The sequence below is a fragment of the Pseudomonas sp. NFIX10 genome, from assembly GCF_900111955.1.
Taxonomy (GTDB): Bacteria; Pseudomonadota; Gammaproteobacteria; order Pseudomonadales; family Pseudomonadaceae; genus Aquipseudomonas; species Aquipseudomonas fluorescens_AA.
In genome coordinates this window covers 180793-204068 of record NZ_FOKH01000004.1, presented here as the reverse complement: position 1 = coordinate 204068, position 23276 = coordinate 180793, and the positions used below count along the sequence as shown (strand labels likewise).

Annotated in this window: 21 protein-coding genes; 9 read left to right on the top strand and 12 right to left on the bottom strand. The window is 61.6% G+C overall.

The window, feature by feature from the left end:
- Positions 1-227: 227 nt before the first annotated feature.
- The 3 genes from BM321_RS05685 to BM321_RS05675 all read right to left on the bottom strand — a co-directional run bounded on the left by BM321_RS05685 (position 228) and on the right by BM321_RS05675 (position 3197).
- A complete protein-coding gene (locus BM321_RS05685) occupies positions 228-752 on the bottom strand; it encodes an AAA family ATPase (protein ID WP_092441885.1) in 525 nt (174 codons plus the stop codon).
- A complete protein-coding gene (gene pnuC, locus BM321_RS05680) occupies positions 749-1312 on the bottom strand; it encodes a nicotinamide riboside transporter PnuC (RefSeq protein ID WP_092441832.1) in 564 nt (187 codons plus the stop codon). The genes BM321_RS05685 and pnuC overlap by 4 nt, the downstream gene beginning before the upstream one ends.
- Before the next feature lie 250 nt (positions 1313-1562).
- A complete protein-coding gene (locus BM321_RS05675) occupies positions 1563-3197 on the bottom strand; it encodes a methyl-accepting chemotaxis protein (RefSeq protein WP_092441831.1) in 1635 nt (544 codons plus the stop codon).
- Positions 3198-3469: 272 nt separating this feature from the next.
- Here BM321_RS05675 and BM321_RS05670 point away from each other — a divergent pair, with 272 nt between their 5' ends.
- On the top strand, positions 3470-4300 hold the full coding sequence (locus BM321_RS05670; protein ID WP_092326370.1) for an undecaprenyl-diphosphate phosphatase: 831 nt from the start codon (positions 3470-3472) through the stop codon (positions 4298-4300).
- Positions 4297-4716 (top strand): DUF1294 domain-containing protein, encoded by a 420-nt coding sequence (locus BM321_RS05665; RefSeq protein ID WP_092441830.1) that lies wholly within the window; start codon positions 4297-4299, stop codon positions 4714-4716. The genes BM321_RS05670 and BM321_RS05665 overlap by 4 nt, the downstream gene beginning before the upstream one ends.
- 4 nt (positions 4717-4720) lie before the next feature.
- On the opposite strand, the gene BM321_RS05660 is transcribed toward BM321_RS05665, so the two are convergent.
- Together BM321_RS05660 and BM321_RS05655 are read right to left on the bottom strand one after the other, a co-directional pair.
- Positions 4721-5071 carry an MmcQ/YjbR family DNA-binding protein gene (locus BM321_RS05660; protein WP_060742546.1) on the bottom strand — a complete coding sequence of 117 codons (351 nt, stop codon included), beginning with the start codon at positions 5069-5071 and terminating at the stop codon, positions 4721-4723.
- Positions 5068-5976 (bottom strand): LysR substrate-binding domain-containing protein, encoded by a 909-nt coding sequence (locus BM321_RS05655; RefSeq protein WP_092326373.1) that lies wholly within the window; start codon positions 5974-5976, stop codon positions 5068-5070. Before BM321_RS05655 ends, BM321_RS05660 begins: the two co-directional genes overlap by 4 nt.
- A 129-nt stretch (positions 5977-6105) precedes the next feature.
- On the opposite strand from BM321_RS05655, the gene BM321_RS05650 reads away from it, so the two are divergent.
- Both BM321_RS05650 and BM321_RS05645 read left to right on the top strand, forming a co-directional pair.
- Positions 6106-6714, top strand: a complete 609-nt coding sequence (locus BM321_RS05650; RefSeq protein WP_092441829.1) for an FMN-dependent NADH-azoreductase — start codon at positions 6106-6108, stop codon at positions 6712-6714.
- A 184-nt stretch (positions 6715-6898) separates the two neighbouring features.
- The gene (locus BM321_RS05645) at positions 6899-7936 is read left to right on the top strand and encodes an alpha/beta hydrolase family protein (protein WP_092441828.1); all 1038 of its coding nucleotides are present in this window, start codon (positions 6899-6901) and stop codon (positions 7934-7936) included.
- Here BM321_RS05645 and BM321_RS05640 read toward each other — a convergent pair.
- Positions 7930-9123 (bottom strand): MFS transporter, encoded by a 1194-nt coding sequence (locus BM321_RS05640; RefSeq protein ID WP_092441827.1) that lies wholly within the window; start codon positions 9121-9123, stop codon positions 7930-7932. The two genes, BM321_RS05645 and BM321_RS05640, sit on opposite strands and share 7 nt — an antisense overlap.
- A 360-nt stretch (positions 9124-9483) precedes the next feature.
- Positions 9484-11073 (bottom strand): ABC-F family ATPase, encoded by a 1590-nt coding sequence (locus BM321_RS05635; protein WP_003181279.1) that lies wholly within the window; start codon positions 11071-11073, stop codon positions 9484-9486.
- A gap of 405 nt (positions 11074-11478) precedes the next feature.
- On the opposite strand from BM321_RS05635, the gene lpxO reads away from it, so the two are divergent.
- Positions 11479-12378 (top strand): lipid A hydroxylase LpxO, encoded by a 900-nt coding sequence (gene lpxO / locus BM321_RS05630; RefSeq protein WP_092441826.1) that lies wholly within the window; start codon positions 11479-11481, stop codon positions 12376-12378.
- Positions 12379-12392: 14 nt separating this feature from the next.
- Here lpxO and ligD read toward each other — a convergent pair whose 3' ends face one another.
- Entirely contained in the window at positions 12393-14381 is a 1989-nt protein-coding gene (gene ligD / locus BM321_RS05625; protein WP_092441825.1) for a DNA ligase D, read from the bottom strand.
- Between the two features lie 33 nt (positions 14382-14414).
- Positions 14415-15305, bottom strand: a complete 891-nt coding sequence (locus BM321_RS05620; RefSeq protein WP_092441824.1) for a non-homologous end joining protein Ku — start codon at positions 15303-15305, stop codon at positions 14415-14417.
- Between the two features lie 199 nt (positions 15306-15504).
- Between BM321_RS05620 and BM321_RS05615 the strand changes: the two genes are divergently transcribed.
- The 4 genes from BM321_RS05615 (at position 15505) to BM321_RS05600 (ending at position 19059) form a co-directional block, all read left to right on the top strand.
- Complete coding sequence (locus tag BM321_RS05615; protein ID WP_092441823.1) at positions 15505-15846, top strand: hypothetical protein; 342 nt, start codon at positions 15505-15507, stop codon at positions 15844-15846.
- Between the two features lie 47 nt (positions 15847-15893).
- The gene (locus tag BM321_RS05610) at positions 15894-17042 is read left to right on the top strand and encodes a PQQ-dependent sugar dehydrogenase (RefSeq protein WP_092441822.1); all 1149 of its coding nucleotides are present in this window, start codon (positions 15894-15896) and stop codon (positions 17040-17042) included.
- A 344-nt stretch (positions 17043-17386) separates the two neighbouring features.
- A complete protein-coding gene (gene ilvA / locus BM321_RS05605) occupies positions 17387-18394 on the top strand; it encodes a threonine ammonia-lyase, biosynthetic (RefSeq protein WP_092441821.1) in 1008 nt (335 codons plus the stop codon).
- Between the two features lie 383 nt (positions 18395-18777).
- The gene (locus BM321_RS05600) at positions 18778-19059 is read left to right on the top strand and encodes a DUF1652 domain-containing protein (protein ID WP_060742536.1); all 282 of its coding nucleotides are present in this window, start codon (positions 18778-18780) and stop codon (positions 19057-19059) included.
- Positions 19060-19143: 84 nt separating this feature from the next.
- Here the strand turns inward: BM321_RS05600 and BM321_RS05595 are convergent, their stop codons facing one another.
- The 3 genes from BM321_RS05595 to BM321_RS05585 all read right to left on the bottom strand — a co-directional run bounded on the left by BM321_RS05595 (position 19144) and on the right by BM321_RS05585 (position 23271).
- Positions 19144-20082 (bottom strand): carbohydrate kinase family protein, encoded by a 939-nt coding sequence (locus BM321_RS05595; protein WP_092441820.1) that lies wholly within the window; start codon positions 20080-20082, stop codon positions 19144-19146.
- Between the two features lie 12 nt (positions 20083-20094).
- Entirely contained in the window at positions 20095-21582 is a 1488-nt protein-coding gene (gene xylB / locus BM321_RS05590) for a xylulokinase (protein ID WP_092441819.1), read from the bottom strand.
- A gap of 207 nt (positions 21583-21789) precedes the next feature.
- A complete protein-coding gene (locus BM321_RS05585) occupies positions 21790-23271 on the bottom strand; it encodes a mannitol dehydrogenase family protein (protein WP_092441818.1) in 1482 nt (493 codons plus the stop codon).
- Between the last annotated feature and the right edge of the window lie 5 nt (positions 23272-23276).

The following is a 23276-nucleotide window of genomic DNA, read 5'->3' as shown; positions in this document are numbered from 1 at the left end:
TCAATGGGTTGGATTCAGGCATGGAGGTTCGGGGAGGGATCCTGTTTCAGCGTTGAGACAGGTGCATGACGGCCAAATGGCCATCAGCCGCTCCAGGGCTCTGGATCCAGGCTTTCAGGGGAGTGTTTCAGCAGCTTGACAGTCTTGATGACAAGGGCATGAAACGGGGTTGAGTCAGGGTTTGGTGCGAGTACGCTGTTTCAAAAGTGAAACAAATCAAGCGGCGCTCAGGCTTCAAGCAGTTGGGTCACGGCTGCAAACACGTGCTGGCGGCGTTGCATCCAGTTGCCCTGAATGACCTGGAAAGGTTGTCGATGTCGGCTCAGCCAGGTCTCGATCGCCTGGAAAAACGTCAGCCGTTCCATCAGATCGGGTTGGCAACGCAAACCGTCGCCCGTCCATTCGACCTGCTCCGGGCTCAACAACAGGTGCAGGTCGTAATGACGGGCCAGCAGCGCCGGTTCGAGCCACTCCGGGCAATCGCCGAACAGGGTCTGGCTCCAGAGGATATTACTCAACAGGTGAGTGTCGAGGATCAGCAGCGCCGGCCGATGGGCACGCGCCTCGTCTTCCCAGGCCAGTTGGCCGGAGGCGATATCGGTGATGTCGGCCAGGCAGGTATCGCGTTGGGTCTGCTCCATGAAATGGCGCACGTACTCATCCACCCGCATTCCACCGAAGTGTTCCTGCAATTGCGCCGCCAGCCAGCTCTTGCCGCTGGATTCCGGGCCGGTCAGGACCACCACCTTCATGCGCGCAGGGCCGGGTCGGCGCGCCATTCGCGCCAGCCTTGCACGGCCAGCAGAGTGAACAGGGCGTAGAGTGCGGCGGTCAGGTGCAAGCCCTTGTAGATGAACAAGCCAACGAAGATCACGTCCAGGGCGATCCACAGCGGCCAGCATTGCACGCGTTTTTGCGCCATCCACCACTGGGCCACGAGGCTGAACCCCGTGAGCGCGGCATCGAGCCAGGGCTGGGCGGCGTCGGTCCAGTGGGCCATGGCGGCACCCAACAACAAGCTGCCCGCCGCGCCGATGGCCAGGCCGAGCAACACCGATGGCCCACCGAGGCGGCTGACCTGGCGCCCATCATGATTGCGCCCGGCACGGGTCCATTGCCACCAGCCGTAGAGTTGCAGCGCCGCGTAGACAACCTGCAGCAGCATGTCCGAGTACAACTTCACCTCGAAAAAAATCCAGCTGTACAGCAGCACCATGACCAGGCCGATCGGCCAGCACCAGGGGTTCTGCTTGACGGTCAACCAGACGGCGATCACGCCGAGGGCTGCGGCAAACAGTTCAAGCCCGGACATGGCAATTCCTTGGGAAAGAGGAGAGGGCGGCGATTGTAAACGCTATGGCGTGGAGAGCTCCAATAGCAATGTTGAATGGATTGCCGCCATCGCGAGCAAGGGATTTGCGGTGCACACCCAACCTGAGACCAGCACAACACCCATGTGGGAGCGGGCTTGCTCGCGAATGCTATCTGTCAGTGATACATCTGCCGACTGAGACACCGCATTCGCGAGCAAGCCCGCTCCCACAGGGATAATCCACCGGTCTTTAGACTCGGAATTGCTTGAGCAACCCGTTCAACTGTTCACTCAGTGCCTTGAGGCGGCTGCTTGCCTGGCTGGATTGTTCGGCGGCCATGGCGGTGCTGTGGGACAGTCCGGCGGCCTGGGTGACGTTTTGGTTGATGTCTTCCACCACATGGGCCTGTTGCAGGGTGGCGCTGGCGATGGAGGCGTTCAGGCTGTTGAGGTTGCGCAGGGCCTGGCCGATGGCGTTGAGGCTGGCACCGGCGAGGCCGGCCTGTTCGATGGTCAGTTGCGAGGCACGGCTGCTGTCGCCGATGACTTTCACGGCGGCTTCGGAATGGGTTTGCAGGCGCTCGATCATCGCCTGGATCTCAGCGGTGGATTTCTGTGTACGCTGGGCCAGCAGCCGCACTTCATCGGCGACCACCGCAAAGCCTCGACCTTGCTCGCCGGCGCGGGCGGCCTCGATCGCGGCGTTGAGGGCCAACAGGTTGGTTTGTTCGGCGATGGAGCGAATCACCTCCAGTACACTGCCGATCTGGGTGCTTTCACTCGCCAGGGTACGAATCACTTCCACGGCTTGATCGATGGTCTGGGACAGTCGGTCGATCTGCTGCAAGCTGCCATCGATGTTGACCTGGCCTTGCTGGGCCTGGGATTCGGCGTCGCGCATCTCACTGGCCGCGTGCTCGGCATTCTTGGCCACATCCTGCACGCCATAGGTCACTTCATTGATCGCGGTGGCCACCAGTTCCATTTGTTGCGACTGCTGTTGGCTGCGTTCCTGGGCTTGAGCCGCGTCGTTGCCCAATTCGCTGGAAGACTGTCCCAGTGCACTGGCCGACTCCTGCAACTGGCTCACTACCTGGCGCAATTTGGCGGTAAAGGCGTTGAAGTGCCGGGCCAGTTGGGTGACTTCGTCCTGGCCGTGGGTGTCGAGAGTGCGGGTCAAGTCGCTCTCGCCACTGGCGATATTGGCCATGGCGTTCACCGTTTCCTGCAACGGCCCGACGATGCTGCGTACGATCAGGGTCAACAGCAGGCCCATGAGCAGGGTGATGACCAGGCCGACCACCGAGGCCTTGATCAATTGGGATTGGAACTCGGCCTGGACGTCATCGATGTACACACCCGATCCGATGACCCAGCCCCAGGGCTCGAACAATTGGACGTAGGAGGTCTTGCCCACCGGGGCATCGGCGCCCGGTTTCGGCCAGAGATAGTTGATCATGCCGGCGCCCTTGGACTTGGCGATGGCAACCATCTCGTTGAACAGCGCATAACCGTTCGGGTCACGGATGGCCGAGAGGTTCTGGCCTTCAAGCTTCGGATTGGTCGGGTGCATGACCATGACCGGTGTCAGGTCGTTGATCCAGAAATAGTCGCTCTGGTTATAGCGCAGGCCACGCACGGCGCTGAGGGCCTGCTTCTGCGCGACGTCGCGGGTCAAGGTGCCAGCGGCTTCCAGGCCATGGTAGTAGGTCAGCACACCGCTGGCGGTCTGCACCACGTGCTGGGTTTTTTGCACTTTTGCCTGATAGAGGTCGGTGTGGATCTGTTTGAGCATCAACGCGCCGAGCGTGAATAACATCACGATGGCCACGATCAGGATGAGCCACAAGCGTCGGCTGATCGACACACTGCGCAAGCTATTCATACGCTGTCACTCCGGTTTCTTATTCTTGTCATCAACGACGGCCGGCACTTTAGCGCCCGGCGGCTATCCATGATTGATCTGGGTCATAACGCGGCAGCGTTATCAGGGCTTGTCTGATAGGATTTCGGCCCCGCAGCGCAAAACCTGAGCCTGTTCTGATTTTTCATTGGTTTTTTTTGAAAGGTCGCGGTTATCGTGCAGCCGCTGCGTGTATCTGCATGACACTTGAATATTGATAAGACCTGCATGACAGCGTCTTTTTTGGGGGATGAATGGATTTGTGGACCGCCTTTTCGGCACTGATTCTTGGTGTAGTGGAAGGTTTGACGGAATTTCTGCCGATTTCCAGCACGGGGCACCAGATCATTGTCGCCGACTTGCTCGAGTTCGGTGGCGAACGAGCGATGGCATTCAACATCATCATCCAGCTTGGCGCGATCCTCGCGGTGGTCTGGGAGTTTCGGCGCAAGATCTTCGACGTGGTGCTGGGCCTGCCGACGCAACCGGGCGCCCGCCGGTTTACCGCCAACCTGCTGATCGCTTTCCTGCCCGCGGTGGTCCTGGGCGTGCTGCTTGCCGACTGGATCCATCACTATCTATTCAACCCGGTCACCGTAGCTGCCGCGCTGGTGGTGGGCGGCGTGGTGATGCTCTGGGCCGAGAAGCGCCAGCACCGGGTGCACGCCGAAACGGTGGACGAGATCTCCTGGAAGGATGCGTTGAAGGTCGGTCTGGCCCAATGCATTGCGATGATCCCGGGCACCTCCCGTTCCGGTGCGACCATCATCGGTGGCTTGCTGTTTGGCCTGTCGCGTAAGACCGCTACCGAGTTCTCGTTCTTCCTGGCGATGCCCACCATGGTCGGCGCGGCCGTCTACTCGGGCTACAAGTACCGCGAACTGTTCGTCCCGGCGGATTTCCCGGTGTTCGCCATTGGTTTCGTCACGGCGTTCATTTTCGCCATGATCGCGGTCAAGGGCCTGTTGCGGTTCATCGCCAGTCACAGCTACGCCGTGTTCGCCTGGTATCGCATCGCCTTTGGCCTGTTGATTCTGGCCACCTGGCAGTTCGGCTGGGTGGACTGGACCGCCGCCAAGCCATGAACGATTCAGGCGCCCGTAAACGCGCAGGGGGCAATGGCGGCGGCGTCGTGCAGCACCTGCGGCTCAAGCTGATGGTCTTTGCGCTGGTCTGCGCCTTGCCGCTGTTCGGTTCGCTGCTGTTCGGGCTGCGGGCAGTGTCGTGGGTGCCGATGGCAGCCTACGGCGTCGTCAGTGTGGTGGCGTTCCTGCTGTACTGGAGCGACAAGCGCAAGGCGCGCGCCGACGCCTGGCGCACCCCGGAGAACGTGCTGCATGCACTGGAGCTGGCTGGCGGTTGGCCTGGAGCCTTGCTGGCCCAGCAGCTGTTTCGCCACAAGACCCGCAAAGTCTCGTTTCAAGTGGTGTTCTGGTTCATCGTACTGTTGCACCAGGTGTTCTGGATCGACCAGTTGTTTCTGGGCAGTTATCTGTTCTGAATGACTAGAGCAACAAGCCCACCTGGGTGCGCTTGGGCAATTTGCCAACCACCAATTGGTGCGAGCGTTGCAGCAGGCCACGCAGCTCTTCGGCCCCCAGCGGGTAGGGCACCTGCATGATGACCCACTGGGCCCGTGCCAGGTAAGGCGCGGGGTGAATGCCTGGCCGATCGCAGTGACCCAGGAACAGATCCTTGTCGACCTTGAACGCCAACGAGTCGCCCCGCAGGCCCTGAAGGGCGAACATCTTGTTCCCGGCGATGGAAAACACCCGCACGCCGCCCCATTTGTAGTCTTCCCTGGCACCGGGCAAGCCCAGGCAAAACTGCGCGACATCCTCTTCGCTCAAACTCATAGCGTTCTATCTCCACAGCCCTCGAAGGCTTCCACCAAATGATCGATCCAGGCGCGCACCGCTGGCAACATGCCGCGCCGATGCGGGTAGACCGCCTGTAGCCAGCCGTCGGGCAACGACCATCCCGGCAGCAGTTCCACCAGTGTGCCGTCCCGCAATTCCTGCTCGCAATACATGCTCGGCAATAAAGTGAAGCCCAGGCCGGCGAGGGTGCAGGCCCGGCGCACAATGAAGTCATCGATACCCAGGCGGGCCTCCAGGCTCAGTTCCACACGCTGTCCATCGGTCTTGACCAGGCGCAGATGCACCAGGCGATCGGCTTCCAGGGCCCCCAGCACCGGCAACGCCTCCAGATCGTCCGGGGTCTCGATCCGCCGCCCTTCAACGAAGGCCGGGCTGGCCACCAGCATCAGTCGTGCCCGGCGCAAACGCCGGGTCATCAACAGCGGGTCTTCGTCCCCCAGGTCACGCACGCGCAACGCCACGTCGATGCCTTCGCCGATCAGGTCCACCCGCCGGTTGAGCAGGGTCATGTCCAGTTGCACCAAGGGGTATTTCACCAGGAAGGTTTCGATCACCACCGGCAGGAACTGGTGGGCCAGGCCCATGGGGCTGGATACCCGCAACCGGCCGCGGGGCTCGCTGGACATGCTCGCCACCGCTTCGTCGGCCATCTCGGCCTCCAGCAACATGGCCTGGCAATGGCGCAGATAACGTTCCCCGACCGCCGTCAGTTTCAACTGGCGGGTGGTGCGCTGGAGCAGCCGGGCGCCCAGGCGCTCTTCCAGCTCGGCGATACGCCGCGACAACCGCGACTTGGGAATGCCCAGCAAGCGCCCGGCCGCCGCGAAACCACCGGCTTCGACGACTTTGGCGAAATAGTACAAGTCATTGAGGTCTTGCATGGTGAGCTCGATTGTCCTGTGAGTGGGACAAACTATCGCATTTATGCTGACTTATCGATCATTGGCTTCATCTGTAGGATGGTCGCCAATTGATCGCCTGGTCGCGGTCCTCATTTGGAGAGCATTGATATGAAACTATTGCACATCGATTCGAGCATCCTCGGTGACAACTCCGCTTCCCGCCAATTGAGCCGTGAAGTGGTTGAAGCCTGGAAAGCCGCCGAGCCAGGCATCACCGTCACTTACCGTGACCTGGCCGCCGATGCCATCAGCCATTTTTCCGCCCAGACCCTGATCGCCGCCGGTACCAGCGCCGAACTGCGTGATGCTGCCCTGAAGCACGAGGCGGATCTCAGCGCGTCGGCGATGGCCGAGTTCCTGGCCGCTGATGCGGTGGTCATCGCCGCTCCAATGTATAACTTCAGCATTCCGACCCAACTCAAGGCCTGGATTGACCGCATTGCCGTCGCCGGCCAGACGTTCCGCTACACCGAAGCCGGTCCGGAAGGCCTGTGTGGCGGCAAGAAACTGGTGATCGTCTCCACCGCGGGCGGCTTGCATGCCGGCCAACCGAGCGGCGTGGGCCACGAGGAATATCTCAAGCTGGTGTTCGGTTTCCTTGGCATCACCGATATCGAATTCGTCCGTGCCGAAGGTCTGGCCTACGGTGACGACATGCGGACCAAAGCCATGAGCGAAGCCTCGTTGCAGATCGGCCAGCAGTTCGCCGCTGCGTAAAACCTGCGTAAAGGCAGCAAGCGCTTCGGGCAACCTTCGCAAAACCCTGTATTCTCGTCGTCATTGGATGGCTGGGATGCAGGGTTTTGCTGCATTCGGCGCCGAGGATTCTGGCGCAGGTTATGCACGGCCAAGCGTACGAGCGACGGGGCCTTCCCGGGCGCTGGTGAAGGTGGAAGATTCGATGACACGTTTTGGTGCAGCGCTGCTGCTTTGCTGGTTAGCCAGTCTCGGTTCCGTGCAGGCCGCACCGGGGCCCCATCCGCATTGGAGCGCTGGTTTCCATGAGCTGAGCTTTCTCGATCCGCTGGACCGGCAGCCGATGCACGCCATCGCCTTCTATCCGTCCACCGACCGGGAACAATCCAGCCTGTTGGGCGGCTACCAGATCGATGCCGCGCCGGACGCCCAGATCGCCATCGGCCGCTTCCCGCTATTGATGTTGTCCCATGGCAACACCGGCACGCCGTTGGCCCTGCATGACCTGGCCACCTCGCTGGCGCGCAAGGGGTTTGTCGTGGTGGCGGTGATTCATCCCGGCGACAATGCCCAGGATCACAGCCGGCTTGGCACCCTGAGCAACCTGTACGGGCGGCCGATCCAGATTTCCGAAGCCATCACCGCAACGCTCAATGATCCGATGCTGTCGCCGTTCGTCAACGCCGGGCAGGTCGGGGTGATCGGCTATTCGGCCGGTGGCGAAACCGCGCTGATCCTGTCCGGTGCGACGCCGGACCTCAATCGTCTGCGCCGCTACTGCGTGGAGCGGCCGGACGACCATGACGCCTGTAACACCCAGGGCGAACTGATCGCCGACCGCGATGACCTACAACCCGTGGCCGACCCCAGGGTCCGAGCGTTGCTGCTGATGGCGCCGTTGAGCCTGAAATTCGGTCGTCATACGTTGGCCGATGTCCATGTGCCGGTGCTGCTGTACAGCGGCGATGGCGACAAACTGGTGGCTTTCGACAAGAATGCCGCCGCCTTGGCCCGTAAGCTGCCCACCGCACCGGATTTCAAGACCTTGGCCGGCGCGGGCCATTTTGTCTTCCTGGCGCCGTGCACCGAGGAGCAGATTGCCGCGATGCCAGCGCTCTGCACGGATGCCGACGGTGTCGATCGCAAGGACATCCACCGCACCATGATTTCCGAGGCCAGCCGCTTCTTCGGCGAGGCCTTGGGCAAGCCGACCCGGGCAGGGATGAAGACGGCCGATCAATAAAGGGCGTTTGTCGCTCGGCGACGCAGCAGCAGGGTCAGGCCCAGGCCGGTGACCGACAGCAAGGCGGCACAGAAGAATATCGACGAATAACCCAGGTTCAATGCCACCGCGCCCATCAGCGGGCCGGCAATCGCCAGTGCCAGGTCAAAGAACACCGCGTAGGCGCTCAGGCCCGCGCCACGGCTGGTGTTGGGCACTTGCTTGATGGCCTCCACCCCCAGCGCCGGATACACCAGCGACAACCCGACGCCGGCCAATCCGGCGCCGACCAGGGCGAACGGGGTGGACGGCGCGAGCCACAGCAATGCCAGCCCGAGGGTTTCGATGCTCATGCAGGCAATGGCCGAGTTGAAGCCACCGAAGCGGGCGATGCTGGAAATGAACAGTAACCGCGCGAGGATGAAGCAGACGCCGAATACCGTCAGGCACCATGCCGCGCCGGTCCAGCCGCGGCTGATGTAAAACAGGGTGATGAACGTGGTGAGCGTGCCGTAGCCGATCGACGCCAGGCTCAGGCTCGCTCCGTACGGCGCAATGCGCGCGAACACCGCCCAGAATGGCAAGCGCTCGCCGCGAATGACCGGCACCGACGGCTTGTTGCGAATCATCAACAGCGCAGCGCCCGCCAGCAACGACAATGCAATGCCCAGGCTGGCGAAACCCAGTCCATCGACCATCACCACCCCCAACGGCGCGCCAATAGCGATGGCCCCGTACGAAGCGATGCCGTTCCAGGAAATCGAGCGGGCCGTGTGCTCCACCCCCACCTGGCCCATGCACCAACTGATGGTGCCCACGCCAATAAGCCCCTGGGCCACGCCGAGCAGCAAGCGGCCGGCGATCAGTATCAACAGGCTGGGTAGGGGAAAGCTCTGCAGCAAGGTCGAAATCAGCGTCAGCACGCCGCTGAGCACAATCCCCGACAGCCCGTAGACGATCGCCCGCTTGGTGCCGACGCTGTCCGACAACCGCCCGGCCATGGGGCGGCTGAGCAAGGTCGCCAGATACTGTGAACCGATGGTCAGCCCGGCCACCACCGCGCTGAAGCCCAACTGTTCATGGACATACCCAGGCAGCACGGCAATCGGCAGGCCGATGCAGAGGAAGGCGATGAAGGTATAGAACACGATGGAGACGATCTGCAGGGTAATCGACAGGGAACTGGGGGCAGAGGAGGGCGTGGGCATGGGGCTCGTTCGCGGGCGGCGGTAAGAGAGCCCCATCATGGCGCGAGGTGGGCGTAAAAGAAAGCAGGCTAACTAAGTGTGTTGGGAGGCTGGGCGTCCAGACTGGATTGATGTGGCATGTGCTGCCGCCATCGCGAGCAAGGAGGTTGGGCTCGAACATAAATGGAGGAGCGCCACAGATCCAATGTGGGAGCGAGCTTGCTCGCGATGGCGGTGGATCAGGTAATACGATGCGACTGTCAGGGCCTCATCGCGAGCAAGCTCGCTCCCACAGGTTTTTACCTCTGAAATACGAAAAGCCCCGTCACAGTGGACAGGGCTTTTCACTTGCCACTTGAGGCTTAGAGCCCGGAGCTGGCCTTAGAACACTACACCCTGACTACGCAGGTAGTCGTCATAGGTGCCGCTGAAATCGACCACGCCGTCGGCGCTCAGTTCGATGATGCGGGTGGCCAGGGACGATACGAACTCCCGGTCATGGCTGACGAAGATCAAGGTGCCCGGGTAGTTTTCCAGCGCCAGGTTCAGCGCTTCGATGGACTCCATGTCCAAGTGGTTGGTCGGTTCGTCCATGACCAGCACGTTTGGCTTCTGCAGGATCAACTTGCCGAACAGCATCCGGCCCTGTTCACCACCGGAAATGACCTTGACCGACTTGAGGATCTCGTCGTTGGAAAACAGCATGCGGCCCAAGGTGCCACGCACCAGCTGTTCGCCACCCTGGGTCCACTGGCCCATCCAGTCGAACAGGTTGACGTCGTCTTCGAAGTCATGGGCGTGGTCCTGGGCGTAGTAGCCCAGTTCCGCGGCGTCGGTCCACTTCACGGTACCGGCATCCGGTTCCAGTTCATTGACCAGGGTGCGCAGCAAGGTGGTCTTGCCGATACCGTTCGGGCCAATGATCGCTACGCGCTCACCGGCTTCGACGGTGAAGCTGAAGTCCTTGAACAGCGGCTTGCCGTCGAAGCCCTTGGCCATGCGTTCGACAATGACCGCCTGGCGGTGCAGCTTCTTGGTCTGCTCGAAACGGATGAACGGGCTGACGCGGCTCGATGGCTTGACCTCGGCCAGCTGGATCTTGTCGATCTGCTTGGCGCGGGAGGTGGCCTGCTTGGCTTTCGAGGCGTTGGCCGAGAAGCGGCTGACGAACGACTGCAATTCGGAAATCTGTGCTTTCTTCTTGGCGTTGTCCGACAGCAACTGCTCGCGGGACTGGGTCGCCACGGTCATGTACTCGTCATAGTTGCCCGGGAACAGGCGCAGTTCGCCGTAGTCCAGGTCCGCCATGTGGGTGCAGACACTGTTCAGGAAGTGACGGTCGTGGGAGATGATGATCATCAGGCTCGAACGCTGGGTCAGCACGTTTTCCAGCCAGCGGATGGTGTTGATGTCCAGGTGGTTGGTCGGCTCGTCGAGCAGCAGCACTTCCGGGTCGGAGAACAGCGCCTGGGCCAGCAGCACACGCAGTTTCCAGCCTGGCGACACTTCGCTCATCGGGCCGAAATGCTGCTCGATGCCAATCCCCAGGCCCAACAGCAGTTCACCGGCGCGGGATTCGGCGGTGTAGCCGTCCATTTCGGCAAATTCGGTTTCCAGCTCGGCCACGGCCATGCCGTCTTCTTCGGTCATTTCCGGCAGCGAATAGATGCGGTCGCGCTCGGCCTTGACCTTCCACAGCTCTTCGTGACCCATGATCACGGTGTCGATCACGGTGAATTCTTCGTAGGCGAACTGATCCTGGCGAAGTTTACCCAGGCGCACGTTCGGTTCGAGCATGACCTGGCCGCCGGACGGCTCGAGGTCGCCACCGAGGATTTTCATGAAGGTCGACTTGCCGCAACCGTTGGCACCGATCAGGCCGTAGCGGTTACCCGCGCCGAACTTGACAGAGACGTTTTCGAACAGTGGCTTGGCGCCGAACTGCATCGTGATGTTAGCTGTAGAGATCAAAGGTTTATCCTGCGGAACATTCAGAGTAGCTAAGGGTGCGGCAGTACCTGTTCAGTACCTGTTTGCGCACGTTCCGACCGCGCAAAGGCGTCGAGGTCGCAAGCGCAAGGGTCCATCCGGCATAAGAGGACAGCAGCATACGGAGCGCCTGGCCCGGGTAGACGTACGCCGAAGCCGCGGTTTGCGGTATCGGCCAAAGGGGGCGCGTGATAATTGGCGGCGATTGTACTGATCTGGCCGCATAAACGATAGGGGATTGCCCGGGCAAGACAGTTTTTCACAACTTTGGGATAACTTTTGCTTACAACCTGTGGCTAAAATGCCATCTCACCCGATGCCATCTCCCTTGCCGCTTGGCTGGCCTGGAGACGCAACCTGTTCACTCCTGCATTGTGACGGACTTTCGTGAAGCTCATCATTGTCGCGATTTACCTCCTCTCCATTGGCTACGTTCACCTGCGCGGACGCGTGCGGCATAAGATCGGGCGCCAGTTGAGCGATCATTCGTCTTTTCTGGCGCCGATCAATTGCCTGCTTTACCTGTGCTCGAAATTGCCGAACAAGCCTTTCCTGAGCCCGGCGCAGTTTCCCGACCTGAGCCCGTTGCAGGCCCATTGGGAGGAGATCCGGGCCGAAGGCCAGGGCCTGCTGCGCGCCGGGGAGATCAAGCGTTCCAATCGGTATGACGACGTGGGCTTCAATTCATTCTTCAAGACCGGCTGGAAGCGTTTCTACCTGAAGTGGTACGGCGACAGCCATCCCTCGGCCATGAAGCTGTGCCCGCGCACCACTGAACTGGTGCAAAGCATCGGCTCGATCAAGGCGGCGATGTTTGCCGAGTTGCCGCCGGGGTCGAAGCTGGTCCGCCACCGCGACCCTTACGCCGGGTCCTATCGGTATCACCTGGGCCTGGAAACGCCCAACGATGCCGGCTGCTACATCAATGTCGATGGCGAGCCTTATCATTGGCGTGATGGCGAAGCGGTGGTTTTCGACGAAACGTTCATCCATTACGCCGAGAACACCACCGCCCATAACCGCATCATCCTGTTCTGCGACGTGGAACGGCCGATGAGGTTTCGCTGGGCCACCGCCTTCAACCGCTGGTTCAGCCGTACCGTGATGGCGGCCGCCGGTGCGCCCAACGACGCGGGCGACAAGACGGGCGGCCTGAACCGGGCGTTCTCCAGGCTCTACAAGATCCGGTTGCAAGGCAAGGCCCTGAAGAAGCGCAACCGCACGCTGTATTACCTGCAGAAGTGGGCTTTTTTCGGTGGCTTACTAGCGATCTTCGTCTGGATTTGAACGCTGGATTGTCCTCATGCCTCGGGTTTTTGCGCATCCAGTTGCTCCCACATCCTGGCGGTGATCCGCTGGCGGTGGTTGTAGCCCTCCCAAGGATCGGCGCCCAGGCCTCTGGCCCGCTCCAGCGCGGTATACATGTCCCATTGCTGGGCGTTGCGCAGGGTCGACAGCTCGGCCCGGGCAATCGGCACCGAGACCGGCAGGCCTGGCCTGGCACGTACCGAATAGGCGGCTACTGTGCTGGCTCCACGGGCGTTGCGCAGGTAGTCGACGAATATTTTCCCGACGCGGTTCTTCGGTCCCATGGTGGCGGTGATGCGCTCGGGCATTTGTCGGGTCAGGAACTGAGAGATGGCTTTGGCGAACGCTTTGGTGGTGTCCCAGCCTTCATTTCTCGCCAATGGCACGATCACATGCATGCCTTTGCCACCGCTGGTCTTGAGGAAGGCCTGCAAGCCCAGCTCGTCGAGCACCGCCAAGGTCATGCGGGTCGCCTCGATCATGGCGCTCCAAGGCAGTGACGGGTCCGGGTCCAAGTCCAGGACAAACAGGTCAGGCGTCTCGATCCGGTCGTGGGTCGCGGCCCAGGTGTGCAATTCCACCGTGCCCATCTGCGCCGCGCCGACCAGCGCGTGGATATCATCGATCTCCATCAGGGCGGCATGGCCCGGGTCCAGTTGCGGATCCAGCTGCTTGATGTGGGGAATCTCCAGGCGATCGGCGTGTTTTTGAAAGAACAGTTCTTCGCCGACACCGTCCGGTGCCCGCAGCAGCGCGACCGGGCGCAACTTGAGGTGCGGCAGGATCCAGGGGGCGATGTCCAGGTAATACTGCGCCAGCTCGGCCTTTTGCACGCCGCTGACACTGTCGATGACCCGCTCGGGGTGGGTGATCGTCACCCCGTCGACTTTGGCGGTGCTGGCTTTTTTGCGACGCTGGGGTTTTGGCGTGGAGGGCTTTATCGGCAGGGGCTGCTCCCGAACCACTGTGCTGGCGAGCGTATGGGGCGGCAAGCCCAGGAAAATAGCCTGCCGCACCTGGTTATCGCGGGTCCACTCGGTGAATTCCACTTCACAGGTCAGGGTCGGCTCGACCCATTGCACGCCGCGTCCCTGCGTACCGTTGAGCGGCTCAGCCAGCGGCGAGGTCTCGCGTTGCTGGGTACACAGTTGCTCATGCAATTGCTTGATCTGTACTTGGCTGAACCCTGTGCCGACCCGGCCGGCATACACCAGCCCCGTTGCTCCGTTGACGGCCAGCAGCAGCGCGCCGAAACCGCTGCGCTTGCCTTGGGGGCGGGTGAAGCCGACGATGACGAAGGCCTGGCGCAACCGGCACTTGAGTTTTACCCAGTCGGCGCTTCGGCGGGACATATAAGGGCTGCCCAGGCGCTTGCCGACCACGCTGTCCAGTGAGAGCGCGATGGCGCTTTCGAACATGTCGTGCTGGCTGGCGGAAAACGACTCGGAAAAGCGCAGGCGCTTGCTGGCGTTGTTGCCGAGGGCTTTTTTCAGCGCCGCACGGCGTTCTTCCACGGGCGCCTGGCGCAGGTCGACGCCATTGAGAAAGGGCGCATCGAACAGGAAATACACCATGTCAACGGTGCGGCTGATTTCGAAGGCCTCGCGCAGGGCGGCGAAATCGGAGTGGCCGGTTTCATCGAGCAGGACCAGTTCGCCGTCCAGCCAACTGTCTCCCAGGCCCAACCCGGCCAGGGCGTCGGCATGCAGCTTCAGCCGATCGGTCCAGTCCTGGTGATTGCGGTTGTATAACCGCACTTCGCCGTGTTCGATGCGGGTCAGCAGGCGATAACCGTGGAACTGGACTTCATAGCGCCATTCACCGGTGGGTGGCTCCTCCACGGGCGTGGCCAACTGCGGCGACAGGCGCTCGGGCAGGCGGGTGCCCGGGGCCGGCTTGCCCCCTTGGCCAGGGTTGCGGGGCGTCGTTGCGCCCGACTCGGCATTGGACAAACGAGCAGATTCACTCTCGGCGTTGGCCATGACAGATTCCCTTGTATTGCACACGCCAGGGTTTTAGCCCCGGGAGGCCTTGGTGGCTTTTTTGGCAGGAGCGGATTTACTGGTTTTCGCAGGTTTTGCCGGGGGCTTGCCGGCGGATTTGTCGGTGGCCTTGCCCTTGCCGCCCAGGCTGCGCTTGAGCAACTCGGTCAGGTCGATGACATCGGCGGTCTTGCGTTGTTCTTCGCCCGGATCGGTCTCCACGGCTTCGAGGCGGCCTTCGTTGGCCTTTTTCTCCACCAGCTCCATGATCTTGTCTGCAAAACTGTCCCGGTATTCTTGCGGCTCCCAGTCGGCGCTCATGTCTTCCACAAGACGCTTGGCCATTTCCAGTTCGCCCTTGGCCAGGGTCGGGTTCGTGACCTCGTCGCCCAATTCCAGGATATCCAGCTCGCGCACCTCCGCGGGCCAGCGCAGCAGCACCAGTACCAGGGCCGATTCAAGGGGCATGAGGGCGGCCAGGTGCTGGCGGGTATGCAGCACGACGTGGGCCAGGGCCACCTTGTGGGTCTTGACCAGGGTTTCGCGCAGCAGGGCGTAGACTTTGCCGCCACGCTTGTCGGGGGCGAGAAAGTAGGGCGTGTCGATGTTTTGCAGGGGGATCTTCTCGCTGTCGACAAAGGAAAAGATATCGATGGTCTGGGTGGACTTGGGGTGGGCGGAGCGGATTTCCTCTTCGCTGAGCAGCACGTACTGGCCTTTCTGGTACTGGACGCCCTTGACGATGTCTTCCTTGGTCACTTCCTTGCCCGTGGTCTTGTTGATCCGTTTGTAGCCCACCGGGTCCATGCTGCGTTTGTCCAGCCAGTCGAAATCCACACCCTGGGAAGAGGTGGCCGACACCAGCGCGACGGGGATGTGGACCAGCCCGAAACTGATTGCGCCTTTCCAGATTGCCCGAGCCATGGTGGTGTTTTCCTTGCCGGTGGATGTCTCTCTGGTGACCTTCGCGCCTCGGGAAAAGTTTCCACTGTGGGGCGAGCAAGCTTGCTGCCAGCTGTGTTCGGAGACGCTTCGTTACATCTTCACCGGGATATTTCGCTTAACAAGGGCGAACCTGCGGCGTAGCGTGCTTTCGATATGCCTGAACCCAAGAGGTGTCCCAATGAACAGGCTGATGCTCGTCATCATGACGCTATTACTGACTGCCGCTGCCCAGGCCGCCACGCCCAGCGCAGGCCCGACGGTCCTGGCCCAAAACCTGCCGGGCAACGACAATCCCTATAACAGCCCGACGCGCCGGGCCAATCCCAACAGCATGCAGGGCACCCGGCCCAACGTGCCGACGATTCATAACAACCCGACAGTGCCGGTACCACGGCCACCGACCCTGGAAAATGGCGGCATCGGCAATGGTTATCCCCGTTCCGGCCAGCCGCCGGGTTCGCCGCGACCGACCATCGAGTCGCCTACGCCATCGCGCAACAGCCAGAATGGCAACCGCTAGGCGCTGGCGCCCGTTGTTCTCTTTCAACACCGCAGAAGGAAATGTGCATGTTGCGTAAAACACTTCTGGCCGCGTTCTGCGCCAGCGCTGTCCTGACCCTCACCACCCCGGCCAGTGCCGCGCCAACCCAGTCATTCAAGAGCGAGGAGGGCACGCTGGAAGTGACCACCGTGGTCAAGGGGCTGGAGCACCCTTGGTCCGTTGCGTTCCTGCCTGGCCAACAGGGCATGCTGGTGACGGAGCGAGGGGGCAACCTGCGGGTGGTCAGCCCCGACGGCCAATTGTCCGCCCCCTTGAGCGGCGTGCCTGAAGTGTGGGCCAAGGGCCAGGGCGGCCTGCTGGACGTGGTGCTGTCGCCGGACTTCAAGCAGGATCGCACCGTCTACCTGTCTTATGCCGAGGCGGGCGCAGATGGCAAGGCTGGCACCGCCGTGGGGCGGGGGCAACTGGCCGAAGACCTCAAGAGCCTGAAGAACTTCGACGTGGTCTTCCGCCAGCAACCCAAGCTGTCCACGGGCAACCACTTTGGCTCGCGACTGGTCTTCGACCGCGATGGTTATCTGTTCATTACCCTGGGGGAAAACAACGACCGGCCCACCGCCCAGGACCTGGACAAACTGCAAGGCAAGATCGTGCGCATCTACCCCGATGGCAAGGTGCCCGACGATAACCCTTTCGTCGGCCAGAAAGGCGTGCGTCCCGAGATCTGGTCCTACGGCATGCGTAACCCCCAGGGCGCCGCCCTGAACCCTTGGAGTGGCACCCTCTGGGAGAACGAGCACGGGCCCCGGGGCGGCGATGAATTGAACATCATCGAGCGCGGCAAGAACTATGGCTGGCCACTGGCGACCCACGGCATCAATTACTCCGGTGCTCCGATTCCCGAGGCCCAGGGCAAGACCGTCGAAGGTGCCCTTGACCCTCACCACGTCTGGCAGGTCTCACCGGGGCTCAGCGGCATGGCGTTCTACGACCAGGGGCGTTTCAAGGCCTGGCAACACAACGTGTTCATCGGTGCCTTGGTGTCGGGGGAGCTGATCCGCCTGCAATTGCAAGGCGACAAGGTCGTCCATGAAGAGCGCCTGTTGGGCGAGCTCAAGGCGCGAATCCGGGATGTCCGCCAGGGCCCGGATGGGTATCTCTATGTGTTGACGGATGAGGACGACGGAGCCTTGTACAAAGTCGGCCTCAAATAATTGGAAAAACTGTGGGAGCGAGCTTGCTCGCGATTGCTATGGGTCAGCTGACATTGATGCTGACTGATACTCCGCTATCGCGAGCAAGCTCGCTCCCACAGGTAATGATGCTGTTCACTTAAGGTCATTGCAGCGAATATCGGCTGGCACTTGATATTGCCCATTGACTTGCCACCAACGCACCGCTAATTTCCAGGCATGAACTCACCCGTATTGCGCAGCCAGCCAAGCATTATTACCGCCATTCCTTATTTGGCGGGCTAGCTGACGGCTGCACCGAACCCGCCCTCGAGGCGGGTTTTTTCTTTCTGTCTCCTGGGCTCCGAGCGAACCAGGAGATCGCCATGACCGCTGCCCACACCGAGCAAACCCTGCTCGAGCACTATGTAAAGAAAATCCTCGCCGCGCCGGTCTACGAATTGGCCGTGCGCACGCCACTGCAAGTGGCGCCCGCGCTGTCCGAGGCCCTGGGCAACCGGATCCTGCTCAAGCGCGAAGACTTGCAACCGACTTTTTCCTTCAAGATCCGTGGTGCCTACAACAAGCTCGTGCACCTGACCCCAGAGCGGCGGGCCCGGGGCGTCATCACCGCGTCAGCCGGCAATCACGCCCAGGGCGTTGCGCTGGCGGCACGGGAACTGGGTATTTCGGCCAGCATCGTCATGCCCGTGACCACCCCGCAACTGAAAGTGCTGGGCGTGCGCAACCGCGGCGTCGAGGCGCTGCTGTATGGCGACAGTTTTCCGTTTGCCTTGGCCCATGCGCTGGAATTGGCCGAGCAGACCGGGCGGGAGTTCGTCTCGCCATTCGACGACCCGGACGTGATTGCCGGGCAAGGCACCGTTGCCATGGAAATCCTGCGCCAGCACCCCGGCCGGCTGGACGCGATTTTCGTTCCGGTGGGAGGCGGGGGGTTGATTGCCGGGATCGCGGCCTACGTCAAGTACCTGCGCCCGGAAGTTCGTATCATTGGCGTCGAGTCGCAGCACTCTGCCTGTCTCCAGGCTGCGTTGATCGCCGGAGAGCGGGTGACCTTGCCCGAGGTGGGAACCTTCGCCGACGGCGTGGCCGTGGCGCAGATCGGCGCCCATGGCCTGGATATCTGCCGTTTCTGTGTCGATGAGGTGATGACCGTGACCAACGACCAACTGTGCGCCGCGATCAAGGACATCTATGACGACACCCGTTCGATCACCGAACCGTCAGGGGCCTTGGCGGTGGCGGGCATCAAGCAATACGTGGCGCACACGGGGGCGCGAGGCGAGACCTTGGTCGCGATCGATTCGGGTGCCAACATCAATTTCGACAGTTTGGGCCATGTGGCGGAGCGGGCGGCGGTGGCAGCTCTTTGAGTTTTTACGCTACGTCACACTTTTTTCATACCAGGCGACGGATGCCCACTTCCTTCTTCGCAATAGGGACTAATCTAGGTTGCGAACAGGATAAAAGTGATTGCAGTTTGCATGGAAAAAACAACCTTTTCTTGCATATTGCACGAGCTCTCCGGCGCGGGACGAAGCTAAGCGCTTGATTCATATCAATCTGGAAGTTCGTCAACACAGGCATATTTTTTGCGGGATGGTTCAGGAGTTCGCTTGAGCGAACTCGTTAACTGAAAACGCCAAGAAAAGAACGAACGGCACGGTATCCAGAGTCCCAGTCCGCAGGGAAGAAAACGGACGAAAGTACCGCCGTCGTGAACATAAATTGGCCGCCTCAACAGGAGAGAGTCGCCATGTTTTTATCTGCCCTCGAAATGCGAAACATCATTGAAAGCAGCTTGCTGCCCAAGCGCTCGCAATGCACGTTGTCACCTGAACTGACGATGACGATCAAGATCTTCGATGACCACAGGACCGACCATGTGGCCTTGCTCAAAACGAACATCGATGCCAGGAAACTCACCGGGTGCCGAGCCATCAACGACCTGATTGCCGAGTTGCGTACGGAGCTTGACCACAACCCCGCCGCTGGCAATCACTTTCATCAGCAACACCATCGAATGACCGGGCGCTGATTACGGCCTTGTCATTTTCCTCTGACGCTCGGGTCCGGTGATGTCCGAACCCGGCGTCCAGCTTTTCAGTTGTAACGCGCAAAATCAGGCCAGTTGCTGCCGATAGGGCAGATCCGGCCCGGTTTTGCCGCACGTCAGTGCCGCGGCGCGAATGGCGAACTCAAGCATGGCATTGACCTGCTCGAGGGTCAGTGTCTGCAGGCCCTCGATCGAATCCAATTGTTGTTCAGTCAGCCACGCAATCAGCGCGGCCTGGAAGGTATCGCCCGCACCCACGGTGTCGGCGATGTTCACCGGGCACGCTGGCAGCGACCATGTGCCGTGCTGGCGACTGAAGACCGTAGCCCCCTGGCCGCCACGGGTCAGGAAGACCACTTGGCAACGGTGCTTCAGCCAACCTTCGATGACCGCCTGGGGCTCGATCCCTGGGTAGAGCAGGCCCAGGTCCTCGTCACTGACCTTGATCAGGTCGGCATATTGCACCAGTGTCGCGATCCGCGAACGCCATAGTTCGATATCCGGCTGCGGGTTAAGCCGCACGTTCGGGTCGAGACTGATCAGGCGCCGGCCGCTTTCCCGTTGCACCAGGGCCAGGAGCGTGTCGGCAACGGGCTGGACCACCAGCGAGAACGAGCCGACATGCAAGCCACGCACTTCAGGGCCCAGCTCCGGTAGATGGGCCAGGCTCAGTTGCCGGTCGGCACACCCTTCGCCGCGAAAGCTGTAGTGGGGCGAACCATTGGCGCCTACAGCGACCATCGCCAGGGTGGTCGGCGCGTCGAAGTCCAGCAGGTATCGAGGGCTGACCCCTTCGTTGAGCAGCACCTGCTGCAAGCGACGGCCCAGGTAGTCGGTGGACAAGCCGGTGAACAGCGCCGATTCGATACCCAGGCGGCGCAATCCCACCGCCACGTTGAATGGCGAGCCACCGGCAATCGCCTTGTAGTTCACCTGCGAGGCAGGGCCATCCGCCTCGGTTTCACTGAAGAAATCAAACAGCGCTTCACCACACACCAGATACATAGTTGCCCGCTCTCAAAGGGTTGCGACGTGTTGTCGATAACGTTCATAGGCCTGCTGGGACGCCGTGACATGTGCGGCGACTGGCCGGGTTTCGCTGGCCGGGTCGAGCTTGACGCAGCGCTCGCACAGTTCGGCGAGGCTGTCTTGCGCGCCTGAATGGCACCACGCCGCCTGGATTGCCGCACCCAACGCAGCCGCTTCGCTTTGTTCGGTGCAAATGACCGTGGTGTCCATGATATCGGCGACGATCTGCCGCCACACCGGGCTCTTCGAGCCGCCGCCGATCAGGCGAATGCTCTGGGCCTTGAGCCCGTTGGCCCGCAACAGGTCCAAGCCATAGCGCAAACCGAAGGTCGTGCCTTCGACCACGGCGCGGCACAGGTTGGCCCGGGTCAGGTTGGTGGTGGTCAGGCCCAGCAGGCTAGCGGTGGCATGGGGCAGGGCAGGCACCCGCTCGCCATTGAGGAACGGCAGCATACAGACCCCCTCGGCGCCAATCGGGGCCTGGACGACCAGGGCGTTGAAGGCGTCGATGTCCAGGTCCAGCAGCTCGCGAATCGCCCCGGTGGCGTTGGTCAGGTTCATGGTGCAAATCAATGGCAGCCAGCCACCGCTGGAGGAGCAGAACGTCGCCACTGACGGTTGCGGGCTGACCGCGGGTTCGGCGGCAAAGGCATAGACCGTGCCGGAGGAACCGAGACTCATGGTGATCACGCCGGGCTGGATGTTGCCGGTACCGATGGCGCCCATCATGTTGTCGCCGCCACCACTGGCCACCACCGCGTCGGGGTTGATGCCCAGGTGCGCGGCAATGGCCGGCAGGAGGCGTCCGACGGGCTGATGGGCCTCGATCAGTTCCGGTAGCGCCGTTTGCAAGCGTGCGCTGGGATCGATGTGTTGCAATAGTTGCACGTCCCATTGGCGGGTGCGCACGTTGAAATAGCCGGTCCCCGAGGCATCGCCATATTCGCTGCAATGGCGGCCGGTGAGCCAGTAGTTGAGGAAATCGTGGGGCAGCAGGACGCTGGCGATGCGTTCGAATACCTGGGGATGCTGCTCACGCGTCCAGAGCAGTTTGGAAACCGTGTAGCCCGGCGCGATCACCACGCCGAGGCGTTCGAGGCTACCGCCTTCACCGCCCAGGTACGCCAGGAGCCGATCGTTTTCCGGCGTCGTCTCGGTGTCGCACCACAGCTTGGCCGGGCGCAAGACTTGGCCCTGATCGTCAAGCAGCACCAAGCCGTGCTGCTGGCCGGACACGCCGATGCCGAGGATCGCCTGGCCATCGACCCCGGCGGCGGCCAAGGCCTGATGAGTCGCCTGGGTGAATGCATCGAGCCATTGTTGGGTGTCTTGTTCACGACGACCGTTGGCCCCGCTGATCATGCTGTGGGCAGCGGCGCCCTGACCGAGTACCTGGCCGCTGATTGCATCCAGGATCAGCGCCTTGGTGCCTTGGGTGCCACAGTCGATGCCCAGGAACAGTTGTTGGTTTGCCATAGAAATCCTTGGTCGTCAGATCAATATCCGCAGGGAATAGCCGCTCGCTCAGCAAACATACACCCGTGGCGAGGGAGCTTGCTCCCGTTGGGCTGCGAAGCGGCCCCAAAACCAGCCACTCGGTCTAACAGGCTCACCGCGTCGCCTGTCTTGGGGGCCGCTTCGCAGCCCAGCGGGAGCAAGCTCCCTCGCCACAAAAGCGGACCGTTAGTCAGCGTCAGCCAATACCCGCTCAAGTGTTCGTGTTACCCCGTGCTCGCGCAAGCTGTTGCAGCACCATTCGAATGCTGCCACGAACTCCGGCGAGCGGGGGATCGCCGTGCCAAAGATTTCTTCGACTTCCAGCATCCGCTGGGTCACCAGCGCATCGTCAGCCACCAATGCCTGGCAGAACGCTGCCCTTGGGTCCGGGATCGCATACGTCACGCCATTCTCGTCCACGCCCTTCAGATACACGGCCCAGGCTGCCACGACCAGTGCCGCACGGCGGGTTTCGCCGCCATCGGCAATCAAGCGGTTGAGGGTCGGGACGGTGAATTTTGGAAACTTCGACGAGCCGTCCGAACAGACCCGCTCCAACTGGTCGGCAATCGCCTGGTTGGAAAAGCGTTCCACCAGGGTGTTCTTGTAGTCGGTCAGGTCGATGCCCGGTACCGGTGCCAGTTGCGGTGTCACGTCCAGGTCCATGTAGGCGCGTATGTAACGCACGAACAGCGGGTCGTTCATGGTTTCGTGGACGAAGCGATAACCCTTGAGAAAGCCCAGGTAGGTCAACGCCAGATGGCTGCCGTTGAGCAACTTGATTTTCATCTCTTCATAGGGAGAAACGTCATCGGTGAACTGCACGCCGACCTTTTCCCAGGCCGGGCGACCGTTGACGAACTTGTCTTCCAGCACCCATTGCACGAACGGTTCGCAGACCACCGGCCAAGCGTCGTCGATGCCGTGTTCGTCATGCAGTTGCAGGCGATGGGCCACGCTGGTCATGGGCGTGATGCGATCGACCATGGCGTTGGGGAAGCTGACGTTGCGGTCGATCCACTGCCCCAGTTCCGCGTCGCGCAACGCGGCGAAGGCCAGCAACGCCTTGCGGGTCACGGCGCCGTTGTGGGGCAGGTTATCGCAAGACATCAACGTGAACGCCGGGATACCGGCCGCGCGACGCTTGGCCAGGGCGGCGCAGAGGAAGCCGAAGACGGTTTTCGGTGTCTCGGGATGGGTCAGGTCGTGCTGGATCTGCGGCAGGTGAGCCATGAATTCGCCATTGCTGTCGTCGATGCAATAGCCACCTTCGGTAATGGTCAGCGAAACGATGCGGATCTGCGGATCTGCCAGCTTGTCGATCAGCGCCTGGGCGCCGTCTTCGGCCAGCAACATGTCATTGATCGCGCCAATCACCCGCACTTCGGTGTCATCGGTGTCGCCCAGTTCGTACAGGGTGAACAGGTAATCCTGGCTGGCCAAGTCATCCCGGGCACGGCGGTCCTCGGCCCGCAGGCCCACGCCGCAGATGGCCCAGTCCAGGTCGGCGCCGGTGTTCATCAGCGCGTCGGTGTAGTAGGCCTGGTGAGCCCGGTGGAAACCGCCGACACCGATATGGGCGATGCCCTGGCGGATGTCGCCCAAAGGGTAGGCGGGCAGGGCTACGTCAGGGTTGAGGTTGTGCAGGTTTTGTCGGTTGAGTTTCATCGCAA

What these genes read in the sequence shown, in the direction of transcription:
- BM321_RS05685 (WP_092441885.1), bottom strand. Translation starts at nt 752, where the DNA reads ATGAAGGTGGTGGTCCTGACCGGCCCGGAATCCAGCGGCAAGAGCTGG.
- pnuC (WP_092441832.1), bottom strand. Translation starts at nt 1,312, where the DNA reads ATGTCCGGGCTTGAACTGTTTGCCGCAGCCCTCGGCGTGATCGCCGTC.
- BM321_RS05675 (WP_092441831.1), bottom strand. Translation starts at nt 3,197, where the DNA reads ATGAATAGCTTGCGCAGTGTGTCGATCAGCCGACGCTTGTGGCTCATC.
- BM321_RS05670 (WP_092326370.1), top strand. Translation starts at nt 3,470, where the DNA reads ATGGATTTGTGGACCGCCTTTTCGGCACTGATTCTTGGTGTAGTGGAA.
- BM321_RS05665 (WP_092441830.1), top strand. Translation starts at nt 4,297, where the DNA reads ATGAACGATTCAGGCGCCCGTAAACGCGCAGGGGGCAATGGCGGCGGC.
- BM321_RS05660 (WP_060742546.1), bottom strand. Translation starts at nt 5,071, where the DNA reads ATGAGTTTGAGCGAAGAGGATGTCGCGCAGTTTTGCCTGGGCTTGCCC.
- BM321_RS05655 (WP_092326373.1), bottom strand. Translation starts at nt 5,976, where the DNA reads ATGCAAGACCTCAATGACTTGTACTATTTCGCCAAAGTCGTCGAAGCC.
- BM321_RS05650 (WP_092441829.1), top strand. Translation starts at nt 6,106, where the DNA reads ATGAAACTATTGCACATCGATTCGAGCATCCTCGGTGACAACTCCGCT.
- BM321_RS05645 (WP_092441828.1), top strand. Translation starts at nt 6,899, where the DNA reads ATGACACGTTTTGGTGCAGCGCTGCTGCTTTGCTGGTTAGCCAGTCTC.
- BM321_RS05640 (WP_092441827.1), bottom strand. Translation starts at nt 9,123, where the DNA reads ATGCCCACGCCCTCCTCTGCCCCCAGTTCCCTGTCGATTACCCTGCAG.
- ligD (WP_092441825.1), bottom strand. Translation starts at nt 14,381, where the DNA reads ATGGCCAACGCCGAGAGTGAATCTGCTCGTTTGTCCAATGCCGAGTCG.
- BM321_RS05620 (WP_092441824.1), bottom strand. Translation starts at nt 15,305, where the DNA reads ATGGCTCGGGCAATCTGGAAAGGCGCAATCAGTTTCGGGCTGGTCCAC.
- BM321_RS05615 (WP_092441823.1), top strand. Translation starts at nt 15,505, where the DNA reads ATGAACAGGCTGATGCTCGTCATCATGACGCTATTACTGACTGCCGCT.
- BM321_RS05610 (WP_092441822.1), top strand. Translation starts at nt 15,894, where the DNA reads ATGTTGCGTAAAACACTTCTGGCCGCGTTCTGCGCCAGCGCTGTCCTG.
- ilvA (WP_092441821.1), top strand. Translation starts at nt 17,387, where the DNA reads ATGACCGCTGCCCACACCGAGCAAACCCTGCTCGAGCACTATGTAAAG.
- BM321_RS05600 (WP_060742536.1), top strand. Translation starts at nt 18,778, where the DNA reads ATGTTTTTATCTGCCCTCGAAATGCGAAACATCATTGAAAGCAGCTTG.
- BM321_RS05595 (WP_092441820.1), bottom strand. Translation starts at nt 20,082, where the DNA reads ATGTATCTGGTGTGTGGTGAAGCGCTGTTTGATTTCTTCAGTGAAACC.
- xylB (WP_092441819.1), bottom strand. Translation starts at nt 21,582, where the DNA reads ATGGCAAACCAACAACTGTTCCTGGGCATCGACTGTGGCACCCAAGGC.
- BM321_RS05585 (WP_092441818.1), bottom strand. Translation starts at nt 23,271, where the DNA reads ATGAAACTCAACCGACAAAACCTGCACAACCTCAACCCTGACGTAGCC.